The organism is Brevibacillus ginsengisoli (assembly GCF_050113715.1).
In the GTDB taxonomy this organism is placed as follows: Bacteria; Bacillota; Bacilli; order Brevibacillales; family Brevibacillaceae; genus Brevibacillus_H; species Brevibacillus_H ginsengisoli.
In genome coordinates, this window is record NZ_JBNJQR010000011.1 from 151,146 (window position 1) to 173,744 (window position 22,599).

24 protein-coding genes are annotated in these 22,599 nt (G+C 46.5%); 7 read left to right on the forward strand and 17 right to left on the reverse strand.

Going from position 1 to position 22,599, the window contains the following annotated elements; translation table 11 throughout:
• Positions 1–35: 35 nt before the first annotated feature.
• From tkt to ACQCN2_RS20640, 3 genes are all read right to left on the reverse strand, one after another.
• Positions 36–2,045 (reverse strand): transketolase, encoded by a 2,010-nt coding sequence (gene tkt / locus ACQCN2_RS20630; RefSeq protein WP_426930836.1) that lies wholly within the window; start codon positions 2,043–2,045, stop codon positions 36–38.
• 181 nt (positions 2,046–2,226) lie between these two features.
• Complete coding sequence (locus ACQCN2_RS20635; RefSeq protein ID WP_426930837.1) at positions 2,227–2,421, reverse strand: YqgQ family protein; 195 nt, start codon at positions 2,419–2,421, stop codon at positions 2,227–2,229.
• Entirely contained in the window at positions 2,418–2,813 is a 396-nt protein-coding gene (locus ACQCN2_RS20640; RefSeq protein ID WP_426930838.1) for a hypothetical protein, read from the reverse strand. The genes ACQCN2_RS20635 and ACQCN2_RS20640 overlap by 4 nt, the downstream gene beginning before the upstream one ends.
• 214 nt (positions 2,814–3,027) lie before the next feature.
• Here ACQCN2_RS20640 and ACQCN2_RS20645 point away from each other — a divergent pair, with 214 nt between their 5' ends.
• A complete protein-coding gene (locus ACQCN2_RS20645; RefSeq protein ID WP_426930839.1) occupies positions 3,028–4,197 on the forward strand; it encodes an MFS transporter in 1,170 nt (389 codons plus the stop codon).
• A gap of 150 nt (positions 4,198–4,347) precedes the next feature.
• Here ACQCN2_RS20645 and ACQCN2_RS20650 read toward each other — a convergent pair whose 3' ends face one another.
• Positions 4,348–4,641: a hypothetical protein gene (locus ACQCN2_RS20650; protein ID WP_426930840.1), complete on the reverse strand. Its 294-nt coding sequence runs from the start codon at positions 4,639–4,641 to the stop codon at positions 4,348–4,350.
• Between the two features lie 130 nt (positions 4,642–4,771).
• Between ACQCN2_RS20650 and ACQCN2_RS20655 the strand changes: the two genes are divergently transcribed.
• Positions 4,772–5,551, forward strand: coding sequence for a 2-phosphosulfolactate phosphatase (locus ACQCN2_RS20655; protein ID WP_426930841.1), 780 nt, complete (start codon positions 4,772–4,774; stop codon positions 5,549–5,551).
• An 11-nt stretch (positions 5,552–5,562) separates the two neighbouring features.
• On the opposite strand, the gene abc-f is transcribed toward ACQCN2_RS20655, so the two are convergent.
• From abc-f to ACQCN2_RS20675, 4 genes are all read right to left on the reverse strand, one after another.
• The gene (abc-f, locus tag ACQCN2_RS20660) at positions 5,563–7,521 is read right to left on the reverse strand and encodes a ribosomal protection-like ABC-F family protein (protein ID WP_426930918.1); all 1,959 of its coding nucleotides are present in this window, start codon (positions 7,519–7,521) and stop codon (positions 5,563–5,565) included.
• A gap of 350 nt (positions 7,522–7,871) precedes the next feature.
• Positions 7,872–9,707, reverse strand: coding sequence for a YcdB/YcdC domain-containing protein (locus ACQCN2_RS20665; protein ID WP_426930842.1), 1,836 nt, complete (start codon positions 9,705–9,707; stop codon positions 7,872–7,874).
• 202 nt (positions 9,708–9,909) lie between these two features.
• Positions 9,910–10,716 carry a stalk domain-containing protein gene (locus ACQCN2_RS20670; protein ID WP_426930843.1) on the reverse strand — a complete coding sequence of 269 codons (807 nt, stop codon included), beginning with the start codon at positions 10,714–10,716 and terminating at the stop codon, positions 9,910–9,912.
• 174 nt (positions 10,717–10,890) lie between these two features.
• Entirely contained in the window at positions 10,891–11,049 is a 159-nt protein-coding gene (locus ACQCN2_RS20675) for a XapX domain-containing protein (protein ID WP_426930844.1), read from the reverse strand.
• Positions 11,050–11,221: 172 nt separating this feature from the next.
• Here ACQCN2_RS20675 and ACQCN2_RS20680 point away from each other — a divergent pair, with 172 nt between their 5' ends.
• Complete coding sequence (locus ACQCN2_RS20680) at positions 11,222–11,722, forward strand: DinB family protein (protein WP_426930845.1); 501 nt, start codon at positions 11,222–11,224, stop codon at positions 11,720–11,722.
• A gap of 41 nt (positions 11,723–11,763) precedes the next feature.
• On the opposite strand, the gene ACQCN2_RS20685 is transcribed toward ACQCN2_RS20680, so the two are convergent.
• From ACQCN2_RS20685 to ACQCN2_RS20715, 7 genes are all read right to left on the reverse strand, one after another.
• Complete coding sequence (locus tag ACQCN2_RS20685; protein ID WP_426930846.1) at positions 11,764–12,570, reverse strand: DUF6597 domain-containing transcriptional factor; 807 nt, start codon at positions 12,568–12,570, stop codon at positions 11,764–11,766.
• A gap of 98 nt (positions 12,571–12,668) precedes the next feature.
• Entirely contained in the window at positions 12,669–13,064 is a 396-nt protein-coding gene (locus tag ACQCN2_RS20690; RefSeq protein WP_426930847.1) for a hypothetical protein, read from the reverse strand.
• 66 nt (positions 13,065–13,130) lie between these two features.
• Positions 13,131–13,550 carry a preQ(1) synthase gene (gene queF / locus ACQCN2_RS20695; RefSeq protein WP_426930848.1) on the reverse strand — a complete coding sequence of 140 codons (420 nt, stop codon included), beginning with the start codon at positions 13,548–13,550 and terminating at the stop codon, positions 13,131–13,133.
• A 53-nt stretch (positions 13,551–13,603) separates the two neighbouring features.
• On the reverse strand, positions 13,604–14,308 hold the full coding sequence (queC, locus tag ACQCN2_RS20700; RefSeq protein WP_426930849.1) for a 7-cyano-7-deazaguanine synthase QueC: 705 nt from the start codon (positions 14,306–14,308) through the stop codon (positions 13,604–13,606).
• Between the two features lie 11 nt (positions 14,309–14,319).
• Entirely contained in the window at positions 14,320–15,045 is a 726-nt protein-coding gene (locus ACQCN2_RS20705; RefSeq protein ID WP_426930850.1) for a 7-carboxy-7-deazaguanine synthase QueE, read from the reverse strand.
• 1 nt (position 15,046) lies between these two features.
• A complete protein-coding gene (queD, locus tag ACQCN2_RS20710) occupies positions 15,047–15,523 on the reverse strand; it encodes a 6-carboxytetrahydropterin synthase QueD (protein ID WP_426930851.1) in 477 nt (158 codons plus the stop codon).
• The gene (locus ACQCN2_RS20715; protein ID WP_426930852.1) at positions 15,524–16,183 is read right to left on the reverse strand and encodes a queuosine precursor transporter; all 660 of its coding nucleotides are present in this window, start codon (positions 16,181–16,183) and stop codon (positions 15,524–15,526) included.
• A gap of 334 nt (positions 16,184–16,517) precedes the next feature.
• On the opposite strand from ACQCN2_RS20715, the gene ACQCN2_RS20720 reads away from it, so the two are divergent.
• From ACQCN2_RS20720 to ACQCN2_RS20735, 4 genes are all read left to right on the forward strand, one after another.
• Complete coding sequence (locus ACQCN2_RS20720) at positions 16,518–17,357, forward strand: amino acid ABC transporter substrate-binding protein (protein WP_426930853.1); 840 nt, start codon at positions 16,518–16,520, stop codon at positions 17,355–17,357.
• Positions 17,344–18,042, forward strand: a complete 699-nt coding sequence (locus tag ACQCN2_RS20725; protein ID WP_426930854.1) for an amino acid ABC transporter permease — start codon at positions 17,344–17,346, stop codon at positions 18,040–18,042. The genes ACQCN2_RS20720 and ACQCN2_RS20725 overlap by 14 nt, the downstream gene beginning before the upstream one ends.
• A 17-nt stretch (positions 18,043–18,059) precedes the next feature.
• Complete coding sequence (locus tag ACQCN2_RS20730; RefSeq protein WP_426930855.1) at positions 18,060–18,797, forward strand: amino acid ABC transporter ATP-binding protein; 738 nt, start codon at positions 18,060–18,062, stop codon at positions 18,795–18,797.
• Between the two features lie 247 nt (positions 18,798–19,044).
• Positions 19,045–19,965: a cation diffusion facilitator family transporter gene (locus tag ACQCN2_RS20735; RefSeq protein WP_426930856.1), complete on the forward strand. Its 921-nt coding sequence runs from the start codon at positions 19,045–19,047 to the stop codon at positions 19,963–19,965.
• Positions 19,966–20,413: 448 nt separating this feature from the next.
• Here the strand turns inward: ACQCN2_RS20735 and ACQCN2_RS20740 are convergent, their stop codons facing one another.
• Together ACQCN2_RS20740 and ACQCN2_RS20745 are read right to left on the reverse strand one after the other, a co-directional pair.
• Positions 20,414–21,499, reverse strand: a complete 1,086-nt coding sequence (locus ACQCN2_RS20740) for a glycoside hydrolase family 15 protein (RefSeq protein WP_426930857.1) — start codon at positions 21,497–21,499, stop codon at positions 20,414–20,416.
• A gap of 198 nt (positions 21,500–21,697) precedes the next feature.
• Entirely contained in the window at positions 21,698–22,459 is a 762-nt protein-coding gene (locus tag ACQCN2_RS20745; protein ID WP_426930919.1) for an inositol monophosphatase family protein, read from the reverse strand.
• Between the last annotated feature and the right edge of the window lie 140 nt (positions 22,460–22,599).

The window sequence follows — 22,599 nt, forward strand, 5'->3', positions numbered from 1 at the left end:
TGATTAGAGAAAGGCTTTCGATTAATCACGACTATTTATTTCATTACACGCAGCGCATGTTCCACTACGTTGTCTACAGTGAAGCCATATTCTTTCATCACGCGTTCACCTGGTGCAGACGCTCCGAATGTATCGATGCCGATGACGACACCATGATCTCCCGCCCATCGATGCCAACCAAGCGGAGAACCCATCTCAACGGCAACGCGAGCTTTGACGCTTGGAGGAATGACAGAGTCACGGTACTCTTGAGATTGACGCTCAAACAAGCTCCAGCTAGGCATGCTGACAACACGCGCTTGAATTCCGCGAGATGCCAATTGTTCGCGAGCTTCCATACAGAGCGATACTTCGGAACCAGCCGCAAGCAAGATGACTTGAGGTTGTCCGTTCTCTGCATCAGCAAGTACATAAGCGCCTTTTTGGATACCTTCTGCCGCTTTCGCTGTGGTTTCAGCCATTACCGGCAGGTTTTGACGAGTGAGCACAAGCAGAGTAGGCTCATCTTTGCTGCTTAACGCATAACGCCAAGCTTCGTTTGTTTCAATCGCATCTGCTGGACGCATTACATTGAGTCCTGGCATCGCGCGGAACGCAGCCAAATGCTCGATTGGTTCGTGAGTTGGTCCGTCTTCACCAACCGCGATGGAATCGTGCGTGAACACGTAGATCACCGGTTGTTTCATGAGAGCGGACAAACGAACAGCGGGGCGTACGTAGTCAGAGAATACGAAGAAAGTACCGCCGAACACTTTCAAACCGCCGTGCAACAACATACCATTCATTGCCGCACCCATCGCGAATTCACGAACACCGAACCAGATGTTCTTGCCTTCGTAACTGCCTGGGAGTAAATTACCGCCATCTTTGATCAAGGTATTGTTAGAGTGAGCCAAGTCAGCTGATCCACCGATCAAGAATGGCACATTTTGAGTCAAACCGTTGATTGCGTTACCGGAAGCCACGCGGGTTGCCAATTTGCTGCCCACTTCATATTTAGGAAGTGCCGCATCCCATCCTGCTGGCAATTCACCACTTATCGCTTGAGCAAATTGTTTCGCAAGTTCAGGATGAGCTTTGGCATAAGCATCAAATTGAGCTTGCCATTCTTGTTGACGTTGCTGACCTTGTTTTGCCAGGTTTTCGAACAACTCATTTACTTCTGCTGGTACGTGGAACTGTGCTTCCACATCCCAGTTGTAATTTTGTTTGGTTAGTTTGATTTCTTCTTTTCCGAGCGGTGCGCCGTGGGATGCGGAAGTACCACCTTTATTCGGACTTCCATAACCAATGGTTGTTTTCACTTCAATTAATGTAGGACGGTTCAAATCTTGGCGCGCTTCGGCAATTGCCGCATCGATCGCTGCCAAATCGTTACCATCCTCCACACGAAGATATTGCCAGCCATACGCCTGATAGCGCTGCGCTACATTCTCAGAGAAGGACCGTTTCAATTCTCCATCAAGGGAGATGTCGTTGGAATCGTACAAGACGATCATTTTGCCGAGTTGCAGATGTGCTGCCAAAGAAGAGGCTTCACTGGATACGCCTTCCATCAAATCTCCGTCTCCGCAGATTACATAGGTGTAGTGATTCACGATTTCATGACCATCACGGTTGTAGGTTGCAGCCAAATGACGTTCAGCCATCGCCATCCCTACAGCGGTTGCGATCCCTTGTCCCAAAGGACCAGTTGTCGCGTCTACACCAGCTGTATGTCCAAATTCAGGATGACCAGGAGTTTTGCTGCCCCATTGGCGGAAGTTATGTAAATCTTCAATAGAAACGTCGTATTTCATCAGGTGCAGCATCGAGTACAAAAGCATAGAGCCATGGCCAGCAGACAATACAAAGCGGTCACGATCGATCCAGCTTGGGTTGGATGGGTTAACTTTCATGTAGCGGCTCCATAAAACATGAGCCATAGGCGCTGCGCCCATCGGCATTCCTGGGTGTCCGGAATTCGCTTTCTCGATTGCATCGATGGCGAGGGTGCGCAGTGTATTAATCGCTAATTGATCTACGGTTGCTTGCTGAGTGGTCATTCAATATATCCTCCCTGCGTATTATTGGCAGTGTGATTATAACACAGCCACCAGATGAATAAAAAAGTATTTGCATGACATTTTGCATTCTTACCTATTATGCCATATCCGATTGATTTTAGCGGGGATTCCGCCATAAAAGTTTCATTTTAAAGGAAGGTTCATCCATTCAATCCCAAAATCAAGACCGCTTCGCCTTCCGGATTTCGATCATCGCCGTCGTGTACTCCTCGTCGTCAATGATTCCCATCTGCCGTAACTCTCTCACTTCGTCCTCGATCAATATCCAGTCACCTTCAGGATCCCCGGTATAAATCAGTATGCCAAAGCGACGCAGAAACTCTTGCAGGTTAAATTGTTCCGGCTTTCCCCTCACTGCTTCCACTCCGCTTCTATTTGCCGCATAATTGGTTCATAGTCATAGTCCCATGTGTGTTCAACCACGACGATGCCCTTGGCATTAGGATAACGCTTGATCCACTCCTGTTTCTCTTCTTCACTATTTAATCCGACAAAGAACAAGGGAATTGCCGAGTAGAGCGGAGTTTGAACCAAAGCCTTCAGGAATTGCTCGGTCTCTTGCTTGCCTTCGCCGACGTTCACCACGATAATCAAACTTTGTTCATGATCATCCTTGATCTCGTCTTGAAGCGATTGAAGCGACTTCGGGGTGGGCACCATGGCATTCACTTCACGGAAGCGATCCAGAAACTCATCCAGCCATAAATCCTCTTCCCACGCGTAGTAAGCCAATATGTTTCTCTTCATTATGTATACACCTCAATTATCAACTGCTTTCTAGCCTAAAATTATAGCACGAATCAAGCCATTTTACTGTCTATGATTACCTTGACTTCCCAGATTCCTTCACGTATTTTATAAGCAAAGCTGTTCATCAGATGTTCACATTCAAAACATATACTAAAGAGGTAGAGACGTTTATCCCAAACGTTTTATTCCCTTATTGAAAGAGGTAAGGTTCATGCAAAAGAAACATCTTCTGCTTCTATTTATTACCATGTTCCTCATGATGCTTGGCTTCGGGATCATCATCCCCGTCATGCCCTTTTTCGCCAAAAATCTTGGAGCGTCGCCATTACAAATTTCCATATTATTTGCCAGCTACAACATCATGCAATTCATATTCTCGCCAATCTGGGGTGCTCTATCCGACCGAATTGGCCGTAAGCCGTTAGTTTTATTCGGATTACTCGGTTTCTCCTGTACCTTTGTTCTGTTTGGACTCGCCAGCTCATACCCTGAGATGCTGATCTATCGTATTCTCTCCGGAATTATTTCGGCGGCTGCCGTTCCGACTGTAACAGCCATCGTTGCCGACTGGCTCCCGCCTACAGAGCGTTCCAAAGGGATGGGGATTATCGGTGCCGGTGTGGGATTAAGCTTCGTATTCGGACCGGCAATTGGCGGTGTGTTGGGACAAAATCATTATTCTTATCCGTTTTTCGCTTCGGGAATTGTTGCATTTATCACGTTCTTCTTCGTTCTGGCTATGCTTCCTGAAAGCCTTCCAAAGGAAAAACGTAGTCATATCGTTCGAGAAAAACGGGGCAATCCTTTACAAGCTCTTACGGGGCCTTTGTCTCTTATGTACAATGTGTTGTTCATTGTTTCCTTTGTCTTCGCCGGGTTTGAAGCGGTATTTGCCTTGTATATCAATGAACTGTATGGTTTATCATCAGAGGACTTAGGATACATGTTCCTTGTGATGGGTATCATTGCTGCCATCATCCAGGGCGGATTTATAGGCAAACTGGTCAAATCTTACGGTGAACCCACAATTCTTGCAGTTGGCTTGTTCTTATATGTTCTCGGGTTTGTCTCGGTTAACTTCGGTACAAACTTCTGGACCTTCTCATTAGTCCTCTCCCTCTTCGGTGCCGGACAAGGGATGATTCGAGCGACTTCCACCGCAATGATTACCCAACGAACCACTCAAGGACAGGGCATTACCTCCGGGACCATGAGCTCGATGGACAGCTTGGGACGTATTCTTGGTCCATTGGTAGCTGGATCCCTTTACGAAGTCCTCAAGAACTCTCCATTTATTCTGGGTGCGGTGTTAATGATCATTCTGCTGATCTGGTTCCAGATGAGCAAGGATCGGCTGCCAAAAATTAATCCAAACGCATAGAAGATTTAAGGAAAAGGAGAAATTCCCTGAAAGAATTTCTCCTTTTTTCTGTAGCTTATTTTTTCAGTTATTCCAAAGATGGGGTTATGGAATCAAGTTAATGGGGTGCAGGTTTCCCCGCACCCCTCAACTTGCTGGCATTCTCATTTTTTATTCTGTTTTGTTCGAATTGACGTTGCTCGAGTTGGCGTTACTTTCCATAGAACCTTGCTCGTTATTCGCGTTATTCGTGGAACCGTCTACACCCTCGCCCATCTCGTTACCTAATGCACCGCCAACGACGGCTCCCGCAACTGTACCAATCGGTCCCAAAATGGACCCCACCGCAGCACCTGCTACAGCACCACCTACCGTACCTACAGCTTCACCAGTGTCAACGTCCGCCGCATTCGTGGTATTGTGGCCGCTAGCTTCATTCTGATTGCGCTCGTTGTTTTCAGCCATGCTTCTCACTCCCTCGATTAGTTGTTGGGAAGCGCTATTCCATTACTAACGCCAGTCCCGAATTATATTTTGCCCGACCGAGATGAATTAAATTCCAAAAAATTTACTTTACATAACTGGAGGGAAGCCTATGTTTCAACAACATCCTTTTACGTGCCGAATCGAATGGGGAAAACGCGGAGCAAGAGAGGCTGCGAAGCGTGGCGACATCACAATCATCGTAGATGTGCTCAGCTTCTCTTCTACCGTCGTAACCGCGCTTCACTTCGGCGCGATTATTTATCCGTATCCACCTCCTATTAACGAACAAGCAGCCAACTACGCAAACTTGGTTGGCGCTGAGCTGTTGTTGGGAAGAGCTGAGGCCGCAAGATTAGGGAAGCCTTCTTTATCCCCCGTTTCTTTCGGTGCCGAACATGCTGGCAACAAATTCGTACTATGCTCGTTAAATGGAGCAGCCTGCACCTGGCTGGCTTCACAAGTACCCGCACTGCTCGTTGGCAGTCTGTTGAATGCTTCGGCAGTTGCACACACGGCCAATCGACTCCAATCCAAAACTGGAGCTAACATCACCGTTGTGCCTTGCGGTGAGCATTGGAATCAGGTACAAGCTGATGAAAATGGGTTGAGACCAGCCATAGAAGATTATTTAGGCGCTGGCGCGATTCTCTCCAAATTAGATGGAAGCAAGTCTCCCGAAGCGCAGGTCTGCATTGGAGCGTTTCATTCTTCCGAGTCAAAAATAGCTGAGCTCCTCTGGGAATGTGGCAGCGGCCGTGAATTGAGGGAATTCGGTTTTGCGGAAGATGTCAGGCATTGTTCACGCCTCGATGTCTATCAGAATGTTCCGATACTTGACCACAATTTTTTTCGGTTGGAGAAAGACGAACTTGCCCCAACCGACCAATAATCGAGAATGGTTTATTCCTGCAACTGATACCACAGATCATACAGCTCTTCAATTTTTTGATTACATTCCTCCACTTCTTGTTGCCACTTCTGAAGCTGGTCGTAGTCGTTGCAATCGGAGTGAAGCAGCTGGTGTAATTCCTCTCGCCTGCTCTCACACTCGGCAATCTGCTGTTCGGTTTGCTGAAGTTTAAACGAATTGGTTCTCCGCGTTTCCTTGGTTTCTTTGGGTACTTCGGCCGCGGGGAGAGGCATTGCGGGCGTAGATTCTTTGGCAGTAGGCCGCTCCTTATCTGATTGCTTTGTTTGTTGTTTAACCGCCCCATCCCCCGGTGATTTGCGCTCTTGTTGGTACTTTGCCCTCGCCTCCTGATACCGCCCGTGATAATGCGTGATTCCGCCTTCCTGGAGCCAGAAAACGCCATCTACAATCTTTTGCAGGAAGTACCGGTCATGAGAAACGATGAAGAGAGAACCGCGGAAATCCGCTATCGCTTCCTCCAATGTCTCTCTCGCGTCAATATCGAGATGGTTGGTCGGTTCATCGAGTATTAACAGATTGATATCTTGATGCATCAGCTGGGCAAGACGAAGCCGCATTCGCTCACCGCCGCTCAAGCTCTCTAGTCGTTTAAATACCTGCTCTCCATAAAACATGAATTTGGCCAGTACATGCCTCGCTTCCGCTTCGTTGATCAGCACCGTTTCACGCAGGACGTCAATCACCCTGCGCTTGGGGTCACCTTCCAACGCCTGCTGGGAAAGGTACCCGACCTTTACGCTATTGCCCACCTTCACCTTGCCTTGGTCAGGCGTTACCTGATTCAACACGATTTTCAGCAGTGTCGACTTCCCGCTGCCGTTAGGACCGAGTAACGCCTTTCGTTCCCCATACCGCAGCAGCAGATCTGCGTCCTGAAATAGTTGTTTTTCTCCATAGGACTTGGTGACTCCCGATAACACCACCACTTCCTCGCCGCTGCGGTCCGTTTGATGAAACTGAAGTCCCATCCGTGTATTTTCCATTTTGGGACGATCTATTTTTTCCATGCGTTCCAACGCTTTCTCCATACTTTTGGCTCTGCGATGAAAACCCGCATTGGGTGGATTCGAGCGGTTTCCCCATTCTTTCAGGCGTTTGATCGTTTCTTTCATCTGTTTGATTTTTTTCTGCTGCTCCTCATATTGGGCGAACTGCCTGAGCAAACGCTCTTCTTTTTCTTTGACAAAGCTGGAGTAGTTGCCCTGATAGACTTCGAGTTCCCCGCCATCCACTTCACAGATTACAGTAGCAACCGCGTCGAGGAAAAAGCGGTCGTGAGAGATCACCAGAATCGCTCCTTGATAATCAAGCAAGAAGCTCTCCAGCCACTCCATCGATTCCACATCCAGGTGATTGGTCGGTTCATCCAGTAACAGGACATCGCTTTGTTCACACAAAATTTTGGCCAGACCCACTTTGGTTTTTTCTCCGCCGCTTAACTGTTCAAATGGCGTCGCAAGCATCTTAGCGCTGATCCCTAAACCATTGGTGACCTGCGCAATTCTCGTCTCAATCTGATACCCATCCAATTGTTCATATGTTTCCTGTAATTGTTGGTACTGATTAATGCACTTCTCTAGTTGTTCTGGTGTGGTTTCTTCGCTCATCTGCTGCTCCAGCTCTCTCATCTTATGGGAAATCTGAGTCGCTTCATGAAACGCGCTGCGGATGACTTCTTCGGCTGTCCAACCAGTCGGATACACGGGTGTCTGCGGCAAATATGCCCAGCGGCTTCCTTTGGCTCGAAAAATTTGTCCGGAATCGGCTGACTCCATTCCGCACAGAATCCGAAACAGAGTTGTTTTGCCGGCTCCATTCGGTCCAACAATGCCCACACGTTCACCTGATGTCACTTCGAATGATATTTGTTGCAACACGGGATTGTACCCATAATTTTTACTTACATTTTGAATACCAGCTACGATCATCATGAATTCCTCCTTGGATTAAAGGCCCTCGACTGAAGTCAAGACGAGCCTTGAAAATTGGACGCAAAAAAGCCACAGGCAGCAACCTGTGGCATCATCGGTAAACATTTGAAGGGCTGATGCAGGTACGCCTAACTACAGATCCATTCAGTTGTATGACTGTAAAAGGGCAGACTTCCCCCTTGACCCAAAAAATCATGTGTCATACTGGTGATTTCAACGATAAACCACGCATAAATGGAACCGATCAACGTACTGCACCTCCTTTATCCAAGAATTTAATTTCCATAAATATTACCATATCTGATTATCGAGCACAATAGCCGAACGACTGAAGAACGCCGATGGATCTACTTGTTGATCTTCACACGAACCAATTTACCTGTGAAGGCGTCGATGTAACCATCGTAATGTGGAATAGCCCCATAGATTAGCATTGGTTCCGGTGTTTTTTGACCATAGAAATTCGGCCACTCGTATACGGCATCAAACATCAAATTATTTCCCAGTGCTGTTTTCGCTTTCGTCGCAGATACTGTACCCTTGTTATCTGGCAGAGCAAGCTTGATGCTATTATCGGCAAAAGCGATTTCGCGAACCTCACCCGAATGGGCATCTACCACAACGGCATAGCCGCTATCATCAATTGGTACCCCTTGATACAATTCGTTCAAGAAAAACAGGTAGTTATCTGTATTCCAATTATTAGGCAATTTCTCTTTGTCGACCCAAGAAGGCAAATCTTGCTCATCCATCGGAGCCATCGCGAGTGACAATTGCGCTTCGTTCATACTAGTCTTCGCGAATGTTTGGAATGTATCCAGTGCGATTTTCTTCGCTTCTTCCTTGGAGATTACCTTCTGATCTTCCTTTTTTCTCTTGTAGATGTTGTGGGAATAGGCAAGCACCTGATTGGTTTTCTTATTCGCCATCAGAAAGACTTCTTCCCCATGTTCTTTATCCCATAAATTCCAATTGTATTGCAGGTACTCAGAAGAACGAGTATCTTGGTCTTCATCATCTGAATTTTGATCATATTCCCAACCAGTCACATCAATCTTGAATTGGCTTTTTAAGACAGCCTCCGCTTCAGCGCGATCGGAAGCTGACAGGACCTTGCCTTCTGGTTGCAATTTGATATTTTCCGGTTTCACTTCATCTTTACTATCGAAGATCGTTGCTTTTTTGCCTGTAATAGCATCCATTGCCCCGATGAAGGAAGGCACATATTTCAAAACTGGTTTTGTTTTGATTTCGTCTGTTTTTTCATTGTATTCCACAATCTGTTCATTACGATAAGCAAGGTTCATATCTATCAGCTTCAGGTAATGGCTCTTGACCTCACCAGGTTGAATGGCTTTTTTGGGATCAGGGAAATCGGATTCTTTTAACGCAAATGTATCATAGTTGCAGAAGTATCCATTAATATCACCGTCTCCATTCACGTAAAGCCCGACACCACGACCATCAAACGGAATACCGTTGATTGTACGGAGAAAATCAACACGCGCTTCTCCCGTATCCTCTTCTTCGTCTTCTCTGTCATGATAAATGGAAACACGATCAATCACATATTGGGATGCTTTTTTCCCCAGCACCTTTTCCAAGAAAACGCTCGCTTGATCCTTGGCTTCCTTCTCGGTTGGCGCTTTGCCAGGCTTCGCATTGGAATCATCATAATAATAGTGAAGAACCGTTCCGTCATTCGCCACTATAGCGACACTAGCTCGTTGGTCGATGCGGCCTTTTTTATTCTCAACAGCAAAGTCAAAACCCCATAGCTCTGGATACTCATCGGACTCAAACAAAATCTCCGCATGGACCAGCTTCATATCCTTCAGCTTGTGAAAAATCTTATACACGTTATCCAGGCTGTTTTTCATGTCTTTTGGGACGGATTTGATAGAGACACTTTTCTTCTTCCCGTCTAGCTGCTGCATCAACGGCTTGTTCATTTGAAGCTTTGCCGAAGACTTAGATTTGGTGAACAATTGATTGGAGTGAAGTGTTGGAAATGCTTGATCTTGCTTCTGACCGGGGTTCCACATTCCAGGCATCAGGAGCTGTTGCTCTTTCTTCCAGTTTTCTTTTGCTTGTTCGTGATTGTTTTGATCTGCCCATACTTGTGCGGGCGCGAGGAGCGATATAGCTACAAGCGCAGCCATGACCTTTGTTCCTTTTTTCACGAATTTTTCCTCCGATTTGTATAGATTTGGATATAAAAACAATTACTAGTATATACCGTGAATCTATTACAAAAAAGAGGAATATTTGGATAAGAAAAGTCTTCGTCCCTCTACCCCCTCTCATCGGGGGGCCGAACTCAATGGGCTTACGCGAATGGAAGAAAAAAATAAGCCACAGGCGACAACCTGTGACTTCAACTTCTTACTTGGTCTTTTTATTTTGGAACAAGACAGTACGATCTTTTGAATTGACGACGGTTACGGTGGTGTATGGAGCCAGCTTCATTTTGCCTACCAGATACGGATAGCTGATGACTTGTGGATACATCTTGCCTGGTTCCGGCTTCGTGAGTTCAACATAGAGGCTCACTTGTTCCCAGCCTCCCTTTTGCTCCACAAACTCTATCCCATGACCTGGATTGGGTACTTCACCACGGGCAATGACGATCAGATCTCCCTTTTGATGAATGCCTTCGACACGTCTGTTCTCCTCAACAAATTCCTTCTCATCCGCTGTTAATTCTTCCAGCTTCACACTTTTGAACACGTCAAGTTCCCCCTTCGGTTCAATGGAAATCATTCGAGTGGTCTGGTCAAACGCAACCTTATATCCAAGGTTCTCAAAAACGAAGCGAAGCGGCACCAATACAGTGGATCCGCTTACTTGAACCGCACCTTGATCAATCTTCGTCCAGGCTGACCCGCGGCCGCCTAATCGGATTTCATTGGACTTGGGATCAAAATCGATTTCGGTTGAATTCACCGTTAAGGTAAAGATCCCGTTTGATTTTGAGGTAGTACCATGCACAAGAGTCGCCAGATCATTCAGTGATATCATGGTTCGCTGATGATAAGACTGTAAGGGCTCCATCAAATGTACAACCTGATTGTCCATCTTCAGTTGGAGCGGTATGGGTTGAGCTTGTGGTTTAACAGTCTGCGCTTGCGTCGGAATTGCAACAAGCAGACTGAGACTGACCAGGATTGCCGCTAGTTTTCTTTTCGCCATTAGGTTATCTCCTTTCGTTGATTCGAATGCCTGCTTGTAATTTTTGACTGTACTTGCCGCCAAAACGTTTCATATACCTTCATAATTTATCTAGTGAATCAACATCTATGTACCAGATTAGTATAGCAAATATTCAATCGTCTTCATGAGATCTTCTCGGATGAATATTATATTTTATTTCATGAATTGAGAAACGATGACATACCCAAGGTACACACCCACAATCCCCATAACCCCTGCCAGTGTAGGTGGAGCGGGTAAAGGCAGGCGAAAGAGTGAAACGAGAACACCAAATATGAGACCAACTCCGAGTGATTTCATTACTTCTATCATGGTAGCAAGTACCTCCTATGGATGAGTATGCGTCAAAGGCAAGCTTATGGCATTGGTTCAGAGAATAAGTGCAATTGTCGCTTTTTTACAATACAGGCTTCTCAAGCATGAAGTAAACTGTCCAATAACAACATCAACTACTTAACAAAGATCGTTTAAGGAGGAAGAACAGATGTATCACACAATTCGTGAATTCGTTGAAGAATGGAAGATGGAATCAGCTGCAACCGGGCGATTAATGGATGCCCTGACGGACGAATCGTTGCAGCAATCGATTACCCCGGATCATAGACCCTTAGGACAGATCGCATGGCATATCACACAGGTCATTGGCAGCGTTTCCAAAGAGGGGTATTTAGAATTCGAAAAGCCAGACGGTGAAGAACTGGCGCCCACTTCCGCACTAAAAATCGCAAGCGAATATAAAAAAGTATCGCAAGCGCTGCTTCACGCAGTAGAAACCCAGTGGACCGACGCTACGTTGCAGATGACACAAGACATGCACGGCGAAGAATGGTCAAACGCTAATTTGTTGCATCTATTGGTTCAGCATGAAGTGCATCATCGCGCTCAGATGACCGTGCTTATGCGTCAAGCAGGATTACGGCCTTCAGGAATCTATGGCCCAACTCGCGACGATTGGATGGAAAAAGGACAAGAACCTTATCTTTAAAAAACGAGAAGATTTGATCAACGGAGGAAGACTACCGAGCATCATACTCTGCTGTTCTTCCTTACGTATTCCTCGGGAGATAATCCGACGATGCTCTTAAAGTCTTTGATGAAATGGCTCTGGTCGTAATACCCCAAATCGCTCGCAAATTGCGACCATGTAGGAGAATGGCTGCTCGCCAAATGATCTGCTACCTCAAGGAGCCGATAGCGCTGAATGACCCATTTGGGACTGATACCGACATACTTTTTAAACAGTCTCTGCAGCATTCTTGTCGAACAATTGAACCTGCTCGCAATGTCTTCGACGGTAATAATCTCCCGATCGGACATTACGAAGTCCACAATCGTCTTAATGAGCGTCACAGACTCGTCATGCCGAGGCAGCCGTTTACGAATGAAAACTTCGGAGCACTTAACCATTTCGCTTTCATCATCTGTCGAAAGGATTGTCTCCTCAAGCTGAGCGATGTCCGCCCCAAAAACATCATGTGCTGGAATCGAACGACCTGTGAATTGATAAACGGGAATGTTCACGAATGGATAAAAAGCGCCTGGCCTGAATTTGATGCCGAATACAAAGCCCTTCTCTTGAAGAAGCCTTGAGAATTTTTCTTTTACGATCCCTACGATTTGGGATACTCCTTCATCAATTACAAGGTGAACGGAAGGATGGGGCAGGTTCTCTGAAACGAATGGCTCCTGACCTCTTAAATCCCATTTGACGATCCAATAGTGTTCTATGTAGAGCTCAAGATCAGGCGAGGGCAGATACAAATTAAGCGTAACTTTATCGAATCTGAATGATGAATGCAGTAATCCACTCGGTTTCTTAGGGTTGGCTTTCAATCAATGCACACTCCAAACAAGGTCGAATTCTCCCCGATCATTATGAATAAAGATCGAGGCATAGCACTGATCACCTCGATCTTTTTGAAGGAATTACTTTATTCAATGCGAAGCCAGTTAAGCTCGTTTACCTGAGGGCGCTCACAGGTTTGCAAAAGATCACCGCACACCGGAACGGCTTGCTCCAAAGGAACACACCATTCGTTGGGATACGCCGCATCCTCGCCTTCGATGGTTAAGTGTTTCATTAATCCCGTCTGTTGATTAGTGGACAAGATATAATGCTGCTCGGTCGGATCGTATTCCTTCCATTGCACCAGGACCAAACCATCATTGCCGCCAGCGACCACGAGGTCTACGTGTTCACCGTATGCCGCGTGAATTAATGTATGCGTGCTGCCGTTCAATTCGGCAATCGCTCTTAGAACTTCATGCCAAGCAAGACCCTCACGATCCTGCTTCGTACCATCGTGATACAAACGCCAATCGTTCATGCCGTCGTCTCCCTTTAGAAACAAAAGCCTCCTTCATCGATGAAGAAGGCCATCTTTCATAGTAGATTAAACTTCTTTCTTGTATTCTACCACTACTTCGGTTCCAAGTCCTCCGCGCGCATTCCAATTAGCTTCAATTCGCATATACATTGGATCGCAGCAAGCAACGAGATCGTTCAGGATACGATTGGTTGCATGTTCTTGATAGATTCCAACATTGCGATAGGAAGTCAGGTAGTATTTCAATGATTTCATCTCGATCAATTTTTCATTCGGTACAATGTAGATTTTGAGATCAGCGAAATCTGGCAATCCTGACCAAGGGCACACGGAAGTGAATTCATTGGTCGGCATCATGATTTCAGTATGTTTGCCTACATATTCATATGGAATGGTCTCCAGAATATCGACCATGATAGCTGTCAAATCTTGGGTATCAAAACGAATGTTGTTGTACTTACTGTGGTTGTGTTCTACTGTTGCCATGATTTAATCTCTCCCTTTGGTTTGTTTTTTTAAAATTGGTTAATGAACTTAAGTTATGATTTGCTTGACCAATCAACGGAAACTGCATAAGCAATCGGGTCTTTTGCGCCAGCTTCCTTGAAGCCTTTGATTCGCAGACGACAGCTGTCGCATACGCCACAAGCCTCATCTCCCCCTTGGTAGCAGGAGGTTGTGAGATGGTATGGAACCCCAAGCGATAACCCCAGCTCAATGGTTTGTTGCTTGCTTAAATGCTGAAGTGGCGCCTCGATGACAAGATCTGTCCCTTCCGAACCCACTCGAGTGGCCAGATTAATGGTCTCGTTCATCGATTCAATGAAGGCAGGTCGGCAATCTGGATAGCCGCTGAAATCAACCGCGCTTACTCCCACATAGATTTTCTCTGCTCCGATTACCTCCGCATAAGCGGTAGCAAGCGAAAGGAAAATCAGGTTACGAGCAGGCACATAGGTAGATGGAATTCCATCCTCCACTCCGTCTGTTGGCACTTCAACCGAATCGTCCGTAAGCGCGCTCCCGCCAATCTCCCGAAGGAAGCCCATATTCACGATCTTGTGAGCGGGAACCTCGAAGAAGCTTGCAATTTGCTTTGCTTGTTCCACTTCTCGGTTATGCAGCTGACCGTAGTCGAAGGTAAGCGGATAAAGCTCATATCCAGCCTCTTTGGCGATTCCCATACAGGTCGTGCTGTCCAAACCGCCGCTTAATACCACAACAGCTTTTTTCTTCGTTGACATGTGTGTCCCTCCTATACTCCTCTGGTATCAGGATGCCAGATCACTTTATGAATTTGCAGGTTCAGCTTGATTTCTTTGCGGCCTGTTTGCAGTATTTTCTCCACCAAACGAGCTGGCGGCATACTCTCCCAAACCGGACTGAACAAGGCCAGCGCGCGAGGCTGATGCTGATCCAGCACGCCCAAGGCAGCCTCGAAATCCTGATCATCCGCCACCACAAACTTTAACTCGTCCTGTGACTGCAGCAGGCTCAGATTCTCGGGAATCATCCGTTCTACTTCACCGCTTGCGGGCAGCTTGTAATCCATGATGAAGCGCACTTTTTCCTGAACGGTTGCCACTTGTTCACGTAATTCATGGAATGGCGCAAGCTCAATCGCTCCATTGGTTTCAATGTGAATGTCTCGAATCAACGGAATTGCCGCCAAGGCTTCGATCAAGGCAAGGGACTTCTCCCCGTGCATCAGCGGTTCCCCGCCTGTCAAGCAGATATAATGGTTGCCCAGTTGCTCGACCTGTTCCACAATTTCCCCAACCGTTGCCATGAATTCTGGCGGATGCGGGGCGTAACTGTAAACCGTATCGCACCAGGTGCAGCGAAGGTTGCAATTATAGAGGCGGACAAACGTGGTGGGGAAACCCGCCCGCGTACCTTCTCCTTCAACCGTGGCGAAAATCTCCACCATCGGCAGTTTCATCTCCAATTGTTCCGGATGGATGGAAGCAAGTCGTGACATATTAAGACTCCTCCATCCATTCCCGCTTTAAGGTCGCATAGCTGGTCGGCGTCTCGTAGAGCTTCAGTTCCTCGATGCGACAGCCAGATTCTTTGAGCCCGGCACGCGTAAGATACGCGTCAATTTCTTCCCAAATCCAGACGATCATGTTCTCCGCCGTGGTGTTCATCGGCGGCAGTGTCTCGTTTAAATAACGGTGATCCAGCTTATCCTTAATAATCTCTTCATAGATTTGTTTAATCATGCCAAAATCAATGCTAATCCCAATCTCGTTCACAAAGCCGCTCATCATAATTTCCAGATGATACGTATGTCCGTGCAGATTGATGCATTTGCCTTCGTACATATGAAGGTGATGAGCCGCATCGAAGGTAAAGGTTTTGGTCACAGCTACACGCTTATTGTGATACCGCAGCTGATCGGGTGAAATATCTTCGTGGAGCCTCTGTACTTTTCTTGGGAAATCAAATGTTGCCATCTAGGATGCCACCTCCACTTTTTTGCGATCTCCTGATTTCAGTTGATTCACAAGTAAATAGGAAATCGGAGTATCAATTCCAGCGATTACAGTTTTGACAATATATTGGAAGAAAATCATTTGGAAGAGTGCCGCGGCAGGCATCGTTCCATAGAAAGCAATGGTGATAAAAATCGAAGTATCCAACAGCTGGCTCGCCGCGGTCGACAGATTCTTTCTCAGCCAATAGTGCTTCTCGCCCGTCTTGCGCTTGATCGCATGAAAGATTTTGACATCCAGCATCTGCGCAATGAAATAGGATAAAAGACTCGCCACCACAATTCGTGAAGACGAAGACAGGATCGTCACATACGCCTCTTGATTGTGCCAGAAATCGGCGGGCGGCAAGGCAATCGTCGCTTGAACAAACAATAGCATCAGGATATTGGCCCAAAAACCGGTGTACACGACCAGCTTCGCCCTTTTTTCTCCATACAGTTCACTGATCGTATCGGTTAACAGGTAGGTCAGCGGATAGCCGATTACCGCTGCGGGCAGAATGAATCCCCACAGGTTAATGACTTTGGCCGACACGATGTTGGAGATCACCAGCAACGCGACAAACGATGTGGTTAGAAATAAGAAACGGGTCAATTCCCGCTCGCTCTCAACTTGACTCATAAATCTTCCTCACTTTGCCACAGGATATCGTGAGGGTAATAAAAAAAACCACCCTTCACGCTAAGGAAACCCCTATTAGGCGTGGAGAGTGGTTATACTCACAAGAAATATAACACTTATGAAACTCTCCCCTAGTTTTGTTTAGCGAGAGGAGGGGGTCCCGAACTCTCGTTGGTTATTATTAGGCGCCGCTTCACCAAATTCAGCAACCGCCCAAAATCACCTATTACATAATAGCAGATGGGTGCAAGAAATAGAAGTATGTTGACAAAATAAATAATACCATATAAATTAATTAACATTAAATCATATCGGTATACTAGGAGATGACATCATGATTAAAAAACTCTCATCACTCGTCCTGACTATATTGGCATTATCCGTCGCATTGGTTGGTTGCGGATCCGCTAACCAACAAGCGGGACAAACTCCTTCAACACAAGCCCCAAGCAGCAGCGCCAAAGAGCCTGCCAATCTGTTGGAGAAAGTAAAAGCAGACGGCAAACTGTTAATTGGTACGGAAGGAACTTACGCTCCATTTACGTTCCATGATCAATCCGGTAAGTTGACCGGTTTCGATGTAGACGTCGCCACAGAAATCGCGAAACGTCTGGGCGTTCAACCAGAATTCCAAGAGACTCAATGGGATGCGATGTTAGCCGGTCTGGATTCCAAACGCTTCGATATGGTTGCCAATGAAGTAGGAATTCGACCTGACCGTCAAGAAAAATACGATTTCTCCAACCCGTACATCGTTTCATCCGCTGTTCTAGTGGTTAACAAAGACAACAACACTGTTAAAAACTTCTCGGATATCAAAGGTCTCAAATCCGCACAATCCTTAACAAGTAACTTGACGGATATCGCGCGTAAAAACGGCGCTGAAATCGTTGGGGTTGATGGCTTTAACCAAGCGATTGACTTGCTTGCCTCCAAACGCGTGGATGTAACAATCAATGATGGCTTGTCCGTGCTTGATCTGCTCCATCAAAAACCAGATACACCCATCAAAATTGTTGCCAAAGATCCTAATTCCTCAAAAAATGGCTTGATGTTCCGCAAAGGCAGCAAGGAATTGGTTGACGCGGTTAACAAAGCATTAGATGACATGAAAAAAGATGGCACGTACCTGAAAATCTCACAGAAATACTTTGGCGCCGATGTTTCTAAGTAATCTCTTCGGCAATCCTGAACGAATCTCGCGCTTAATTGACATCGCGCAAAGCTCCTTTCTCCCTTTGGTGAAAGGAGCCTTCACCTTTTCACTGGAATTGACCTTGATTTCTTTTGCCATTGGACTCGTCATCGCCATCCTGACGGCATTGGCACGTCTTTCCAGAATTGCGCCGTTGCGTTGGATTGCCCGATTCTATGTATCGATTATTCGCGGAACCCCGCTATTGGTTCAGTTGTTTATTATCTTTTTCGGTTTGCCGAGCGTTGGCGTGACCATTGATCCGTTTCCATCTGCGATTATCGGATTCTCCCTTAGTGTTGGCGCATATAACTCGGAGATTGTCCGGGCGGCTATTCTCTCCATCTCCAAAGGCCAATGGGAAGCGGCGTATTCACTTGGCATGAGCTATACGCAAGCGCTGAAACGCATTATTTTGCCGCAAGCTGCTCGTGTTTCTGTACCGCCTTTATCCAATTCATTCATCAGTCTGGTAAAAGATACTTCCCTCGCTGCAGCTATTCTCGTGCCAGAAATGTTTCGCAAGGCGCAAGAAATCGCCGCAGCTACCTATGAGCCACTCTTTGTCTATACGGAAGCGGCATTGATCTACTGGGTGATTTGTTTGGCCCTCTCTTTTGTGCAAGGGAAGATCGAGGAGCGATTTGATCGCTATACTGCCTAGAAGGAGGCCACCCAACCATGATAGCCATTCGTAATCTCAAAAAACGGTTCGGTTCCCTGGAAGTTCTGAAAGACATCTCACTCGAGGTGGACAAAGGCAAGGTTGTCGTCATTATCGGCCCGTCCGGTTCAGGGAAGACGACCCTGCTTCGCTGCCTCAATGTGTTGGAACAGCCGGACGGAGGACAGATTGAAATCCACAACACGAAGCTTGATTTCAACAAGCGAGTCGATAAATCCCAGATTGTGACCCTGCGCAAGCAGACCGGAATGGTGTTTCAAAACTATAATCTCTTTCCTCACATGACGGCGATCGAGAATGTGATGGAAGGCCCTGTTACCGTTCAAGGCCAATCCAAGGAAGCAGCCCGTCAAAAGGCGGAAAAGCTGCTCGCCAAGGTAGGGCTCTCTACCCATGCAAATAAATTCCCGGCTCAGCTATCTGGCGGCCAACAGCAACGTGTCGGGATTGCTCGCGCGCTGGCCATGGACCCGAATGTCATGCTGTTTGACGAACCTACCTCAGCCCTTGACCCCGAGTTGGTCGGCGAAGTGTTGAAAGCCATCAAGGAGCTGGCACAGGAAGGTATGACTATGGTCATTGTAACTCACGAGATGACATTTGCCCGCGAAGTGGCGGATGAAGTAATTTTTATGGATCACGGTGTTATCGTGGAATACGGCAAACCTGAGAAATTGTTTAGCGCTCCAGAACACGAGAGAACCAAACAGTTTTTGAAGCTGTTAGAGAAATAAGGTTGGAAATCCCCGGACATTCACTGGGGATTTTTTATTTTTAAGGATAGCAGCGTATTCTTCAACATTCACGAAAAGTTCATTGAATTCACTTCAAACATGTAGTAGGATGGAGAAACTGACCGTATAAGAGAGTGATAATCATGGGTAAGCTTAACGTAGTGATGTCTATCCTCAAATTACATACAAAAGGACTCTCATTCGCCTAGAATAAGAGTCCTTTTTTTCTTGCATAAAGGAAACAAACATGGGAGGGACTAACACTTTGGAGACAAGTCAAAAATCGAAATCAGTCTTTGCGATCTGGATTAGTTTAGTAGCGAATATTGTCTTAACGTTTCTTAAAATCATCGTGGGCTTTTTATATTCCAGCCAAGTATTGATTGCCGATGGAATCCATAACGCCGGAGATATTATTGCCTCCGTTGCCGCACTTGGGGCAACCAGCGTATCAAAGAAACCAGCCGACGAGGATCATCCTTATGGACATGGAAAAGCGGAAGTCATCGCTGCTGCCATCGTGGCGATCATCCTGATCATCGCGGCGATTTTCATGGGATACTCCTCATTTTCGGCCTTATTCGAACCCGCTGTGAAAGCCAGCATGATTGGGTTAACCGCAGCAATCATTTCTTTAGTGGTAAAGCAGCTTCTCTATGGATACTGTATGAGGCTTGGCAAGAAAGAAAACAGCAAAAGCTTGATTGCTACCGCCTATGATCACTTGGCCGATGTCTATTCTTCTATTGCCGCTGTGATCGGTATTGGACTTGCTCTCATTGGCGACCATTATAACATTGCGATCCTTCGCTACGGAGACCCTGTAGCGGGTATTGTCGTTTCCTTCTTTGTTCTTAAATTGGCGGTTGAAATCGGGAAAGAAGCGATTGACGTGTTGATGGAAACCACCGTCCCCGCTGAACAATTAGAGAAATACACGAACGTGGTTCAATTAATACCTGAGGTAAAGCGAATTGATCGAATTCGAGCACGCGAGCATGGACACTACGTGATTGTTGACATTCGAGTAGGTATTCCCGGGTATTATACGATCCAGCAAGGTCATGATATCTCCCGTCATATCAAACAGAATATTATGGATGCATACCAAGAAGTTGATGAGGTCTTGGTTCACTTAAATCCATGGTATGAGGATGAGGAGCGATAATAGAAGAAAATCCCCGGCAGCTACCGGGGATTTTTCAGTTCACTTCTGCTTTTAGTCGTCGGAAAAGAAGAAAATGAACGCGATAATGATGATAATCCAGATGAAGCTGTTGTTTTCAAAACCAAAAAACCCGCGGCTCATACCAATCCCTCCATTCCATAAACCCTGGTCAATTCAATGTGATTAACTTGACCTTTCATAAGATATGGGATGGAAACTGGACTTGTATGGATACTTGGCTATTCCATGGAAAAAAGGCGTCTAACACTCGGAGTAGTGTTCCACTTTTTTACGATTTCTTTACGTGAACTCCACTGTTTCTTCATCAGACTTTTTTATGATGAAGTTGTCAGACCCTACGATGGACTTAGCGTCCTCCAATCCCTCCACTAAGCGGTTGGTCCCCTTCCAATCCTCTTAGTGGCTTTTTTTTAGGGAAGGCATATCCTTACTGAATCAAGGCTAATTCCGCAACCAGCACCATGTACATAGCATGTGACCAGAGAAGCGGATTGGCCGGCTCTCCCGCTTGCTTGACCCAAAGGGGATAATCTTTTGGAGACAGCAAGTGATCTTGAACCTGCTCGGGAAGTCCCGCCTTCGTGTATTTGCGCTCGATCCACGTAAGAATTTCTTGCGCCTTCTCTCGTTCACCCGTCTTCACGTAATACCAACCCAACCACGCGGTCAACAAGATCCACTGTCCGCCTCCGTAGTAAGTATCTTGAGAATAACGATGAACCCCGCCCGCTTGATGCAGCTCCTGTTCGATCAGCCGCACAGTCTTCTTCATAATCGGATCATCCACATCCACCAGCGCGAACGGCAGGGAAACCCAGAGAAGGCTGGAATCGATGTCTCTTCGTCCAATTGATTTAATAAAGTGACCATCCACTACACCGTAAGTCATCACAAACTGCTTGATCTCTTTGCATACCTGCTCGATCTGTTCGCTTCGCTCAGGTAGGTAAGCGGCAACAGCGTGAAGACCTCCATATATCGCGGCGAGTGTGGCTGGATGAACCAAATCACCGAACTCTTCCCAGCAATCGTAATTCGGCAATGCCCAACAAGCTGTCAAATAATCGACTGTAAGCTCCATCGCTTGTCTGAAGGACGAGGCCAGTTCAAAGCGGCCAGTCAGCTTCATATGCTGGCAGATTCCCCACAGCCACGCTCCATACCCATCCAGTTGGAAGTTCCCCCATTCTCCGGCAACCTCCTCGCCATCCACCGTGTAACGCGTGTGCAGGAACTCATTGGCGCCGGGCACCGTCTCTTTGGTTGTAACCTGAGCAATGACGTTCCTCGCTTTGAGTTCATACCGCAACACAATCTCCTTGCACCATTCATAGTAACGAAGAGCGGAATCATGCTCCCTGGCACAGTCCATGGCATAGGCGATAAAGGTACCGTCACGAAGCCAAGAATAGCCATAGTGTATATAAGCGGGCGATGCGATATAAGCCCCTGTATTCGCTTGATGCTGTCGAATTAATTCAATACTTTTCGCTATAGAATTGAACGATGTCAAAAGTGATCCCCTCCGTTAATCCGCTACTGTAGAATATGCAAAAATTAATCCGAAATAGTAGTCCAACAAGCCCAAACGGTTGACAATGCTGTAAATCGAGATTACCAAAAGCGCATCCGAAAACATTTGCGAAACGTAAAAAAGGCAGGATGTAGGTATCCTGCCTTCTCACTATATGCACAGTCTCACTGTTATAATTTATTTCTCCGTATCCTGTTGGCTGGACATGTAGTTACGCAGCTCCTGATAAAACGAACGATTACACGCCACTACACTGCTCTTTTCATCGTATGGCAGCTCTTCTCCAGACATTTTGGTCACAATTCCGCCCGCTTCTTCTACAATTACGCGACCTGCCCCGAAATCCCAAGCATTCAGCTGCATACTGACGTAGCCATCCAAACGGCCTGCGGCAACGTACGCCATCTCCAGTGCTGCGCTTCCCAATAAACGAACGGCCCGAACCTTGCCCGCCAGTTTTTTCACGATCTGATCAATGCCCGTTTGCTCCGCCCGTCTGTTCCAGAATACGCTCGTGCAGAGAATCGCTTCTTCCAGCCTCACTTGACGCTTTAATTCCAGCTTGCGATCATTGAGATAAGCTCCTCGTCCCTTCACGGCATAAAACAGCTCGTCACGGGATGGATCGTAGATGACACCAACCATTCCTACTCCTCGGTGATACACCGCAATCGAAACGGAGAAATTAATCTGTTGATGGACAAAATTGGTGGTTCCGTCAATTGGGTCAATGATCCAAAGCGTTTCGTATCGACCTGGCTCATGTTGAACAGTGCTCTCTTCCCCCAATATCCCGTGATCAGGGAAGCGGGACAGGATGGCTTGCACTACTTGCTTTTCAACCTCTTTATCAACGGCGGTCACCAAATCTGAGGCAGACGTTTTGTATTCTACCAGAAAAGGTTCCTTCATCCTCTCAAGGCTAAGTTCTCCCGCCATTCTCGCACAGGAAATTGCAAGCTCCTTCACTTGATCTATATCAAACGGCTGCAAAAAGTATCGCCACCCAACCCATAGCATTTTCTTTAGTTTACCATAGATGAGTTATGCTTACACGTTTTGTGTTTTTTCGACAATCA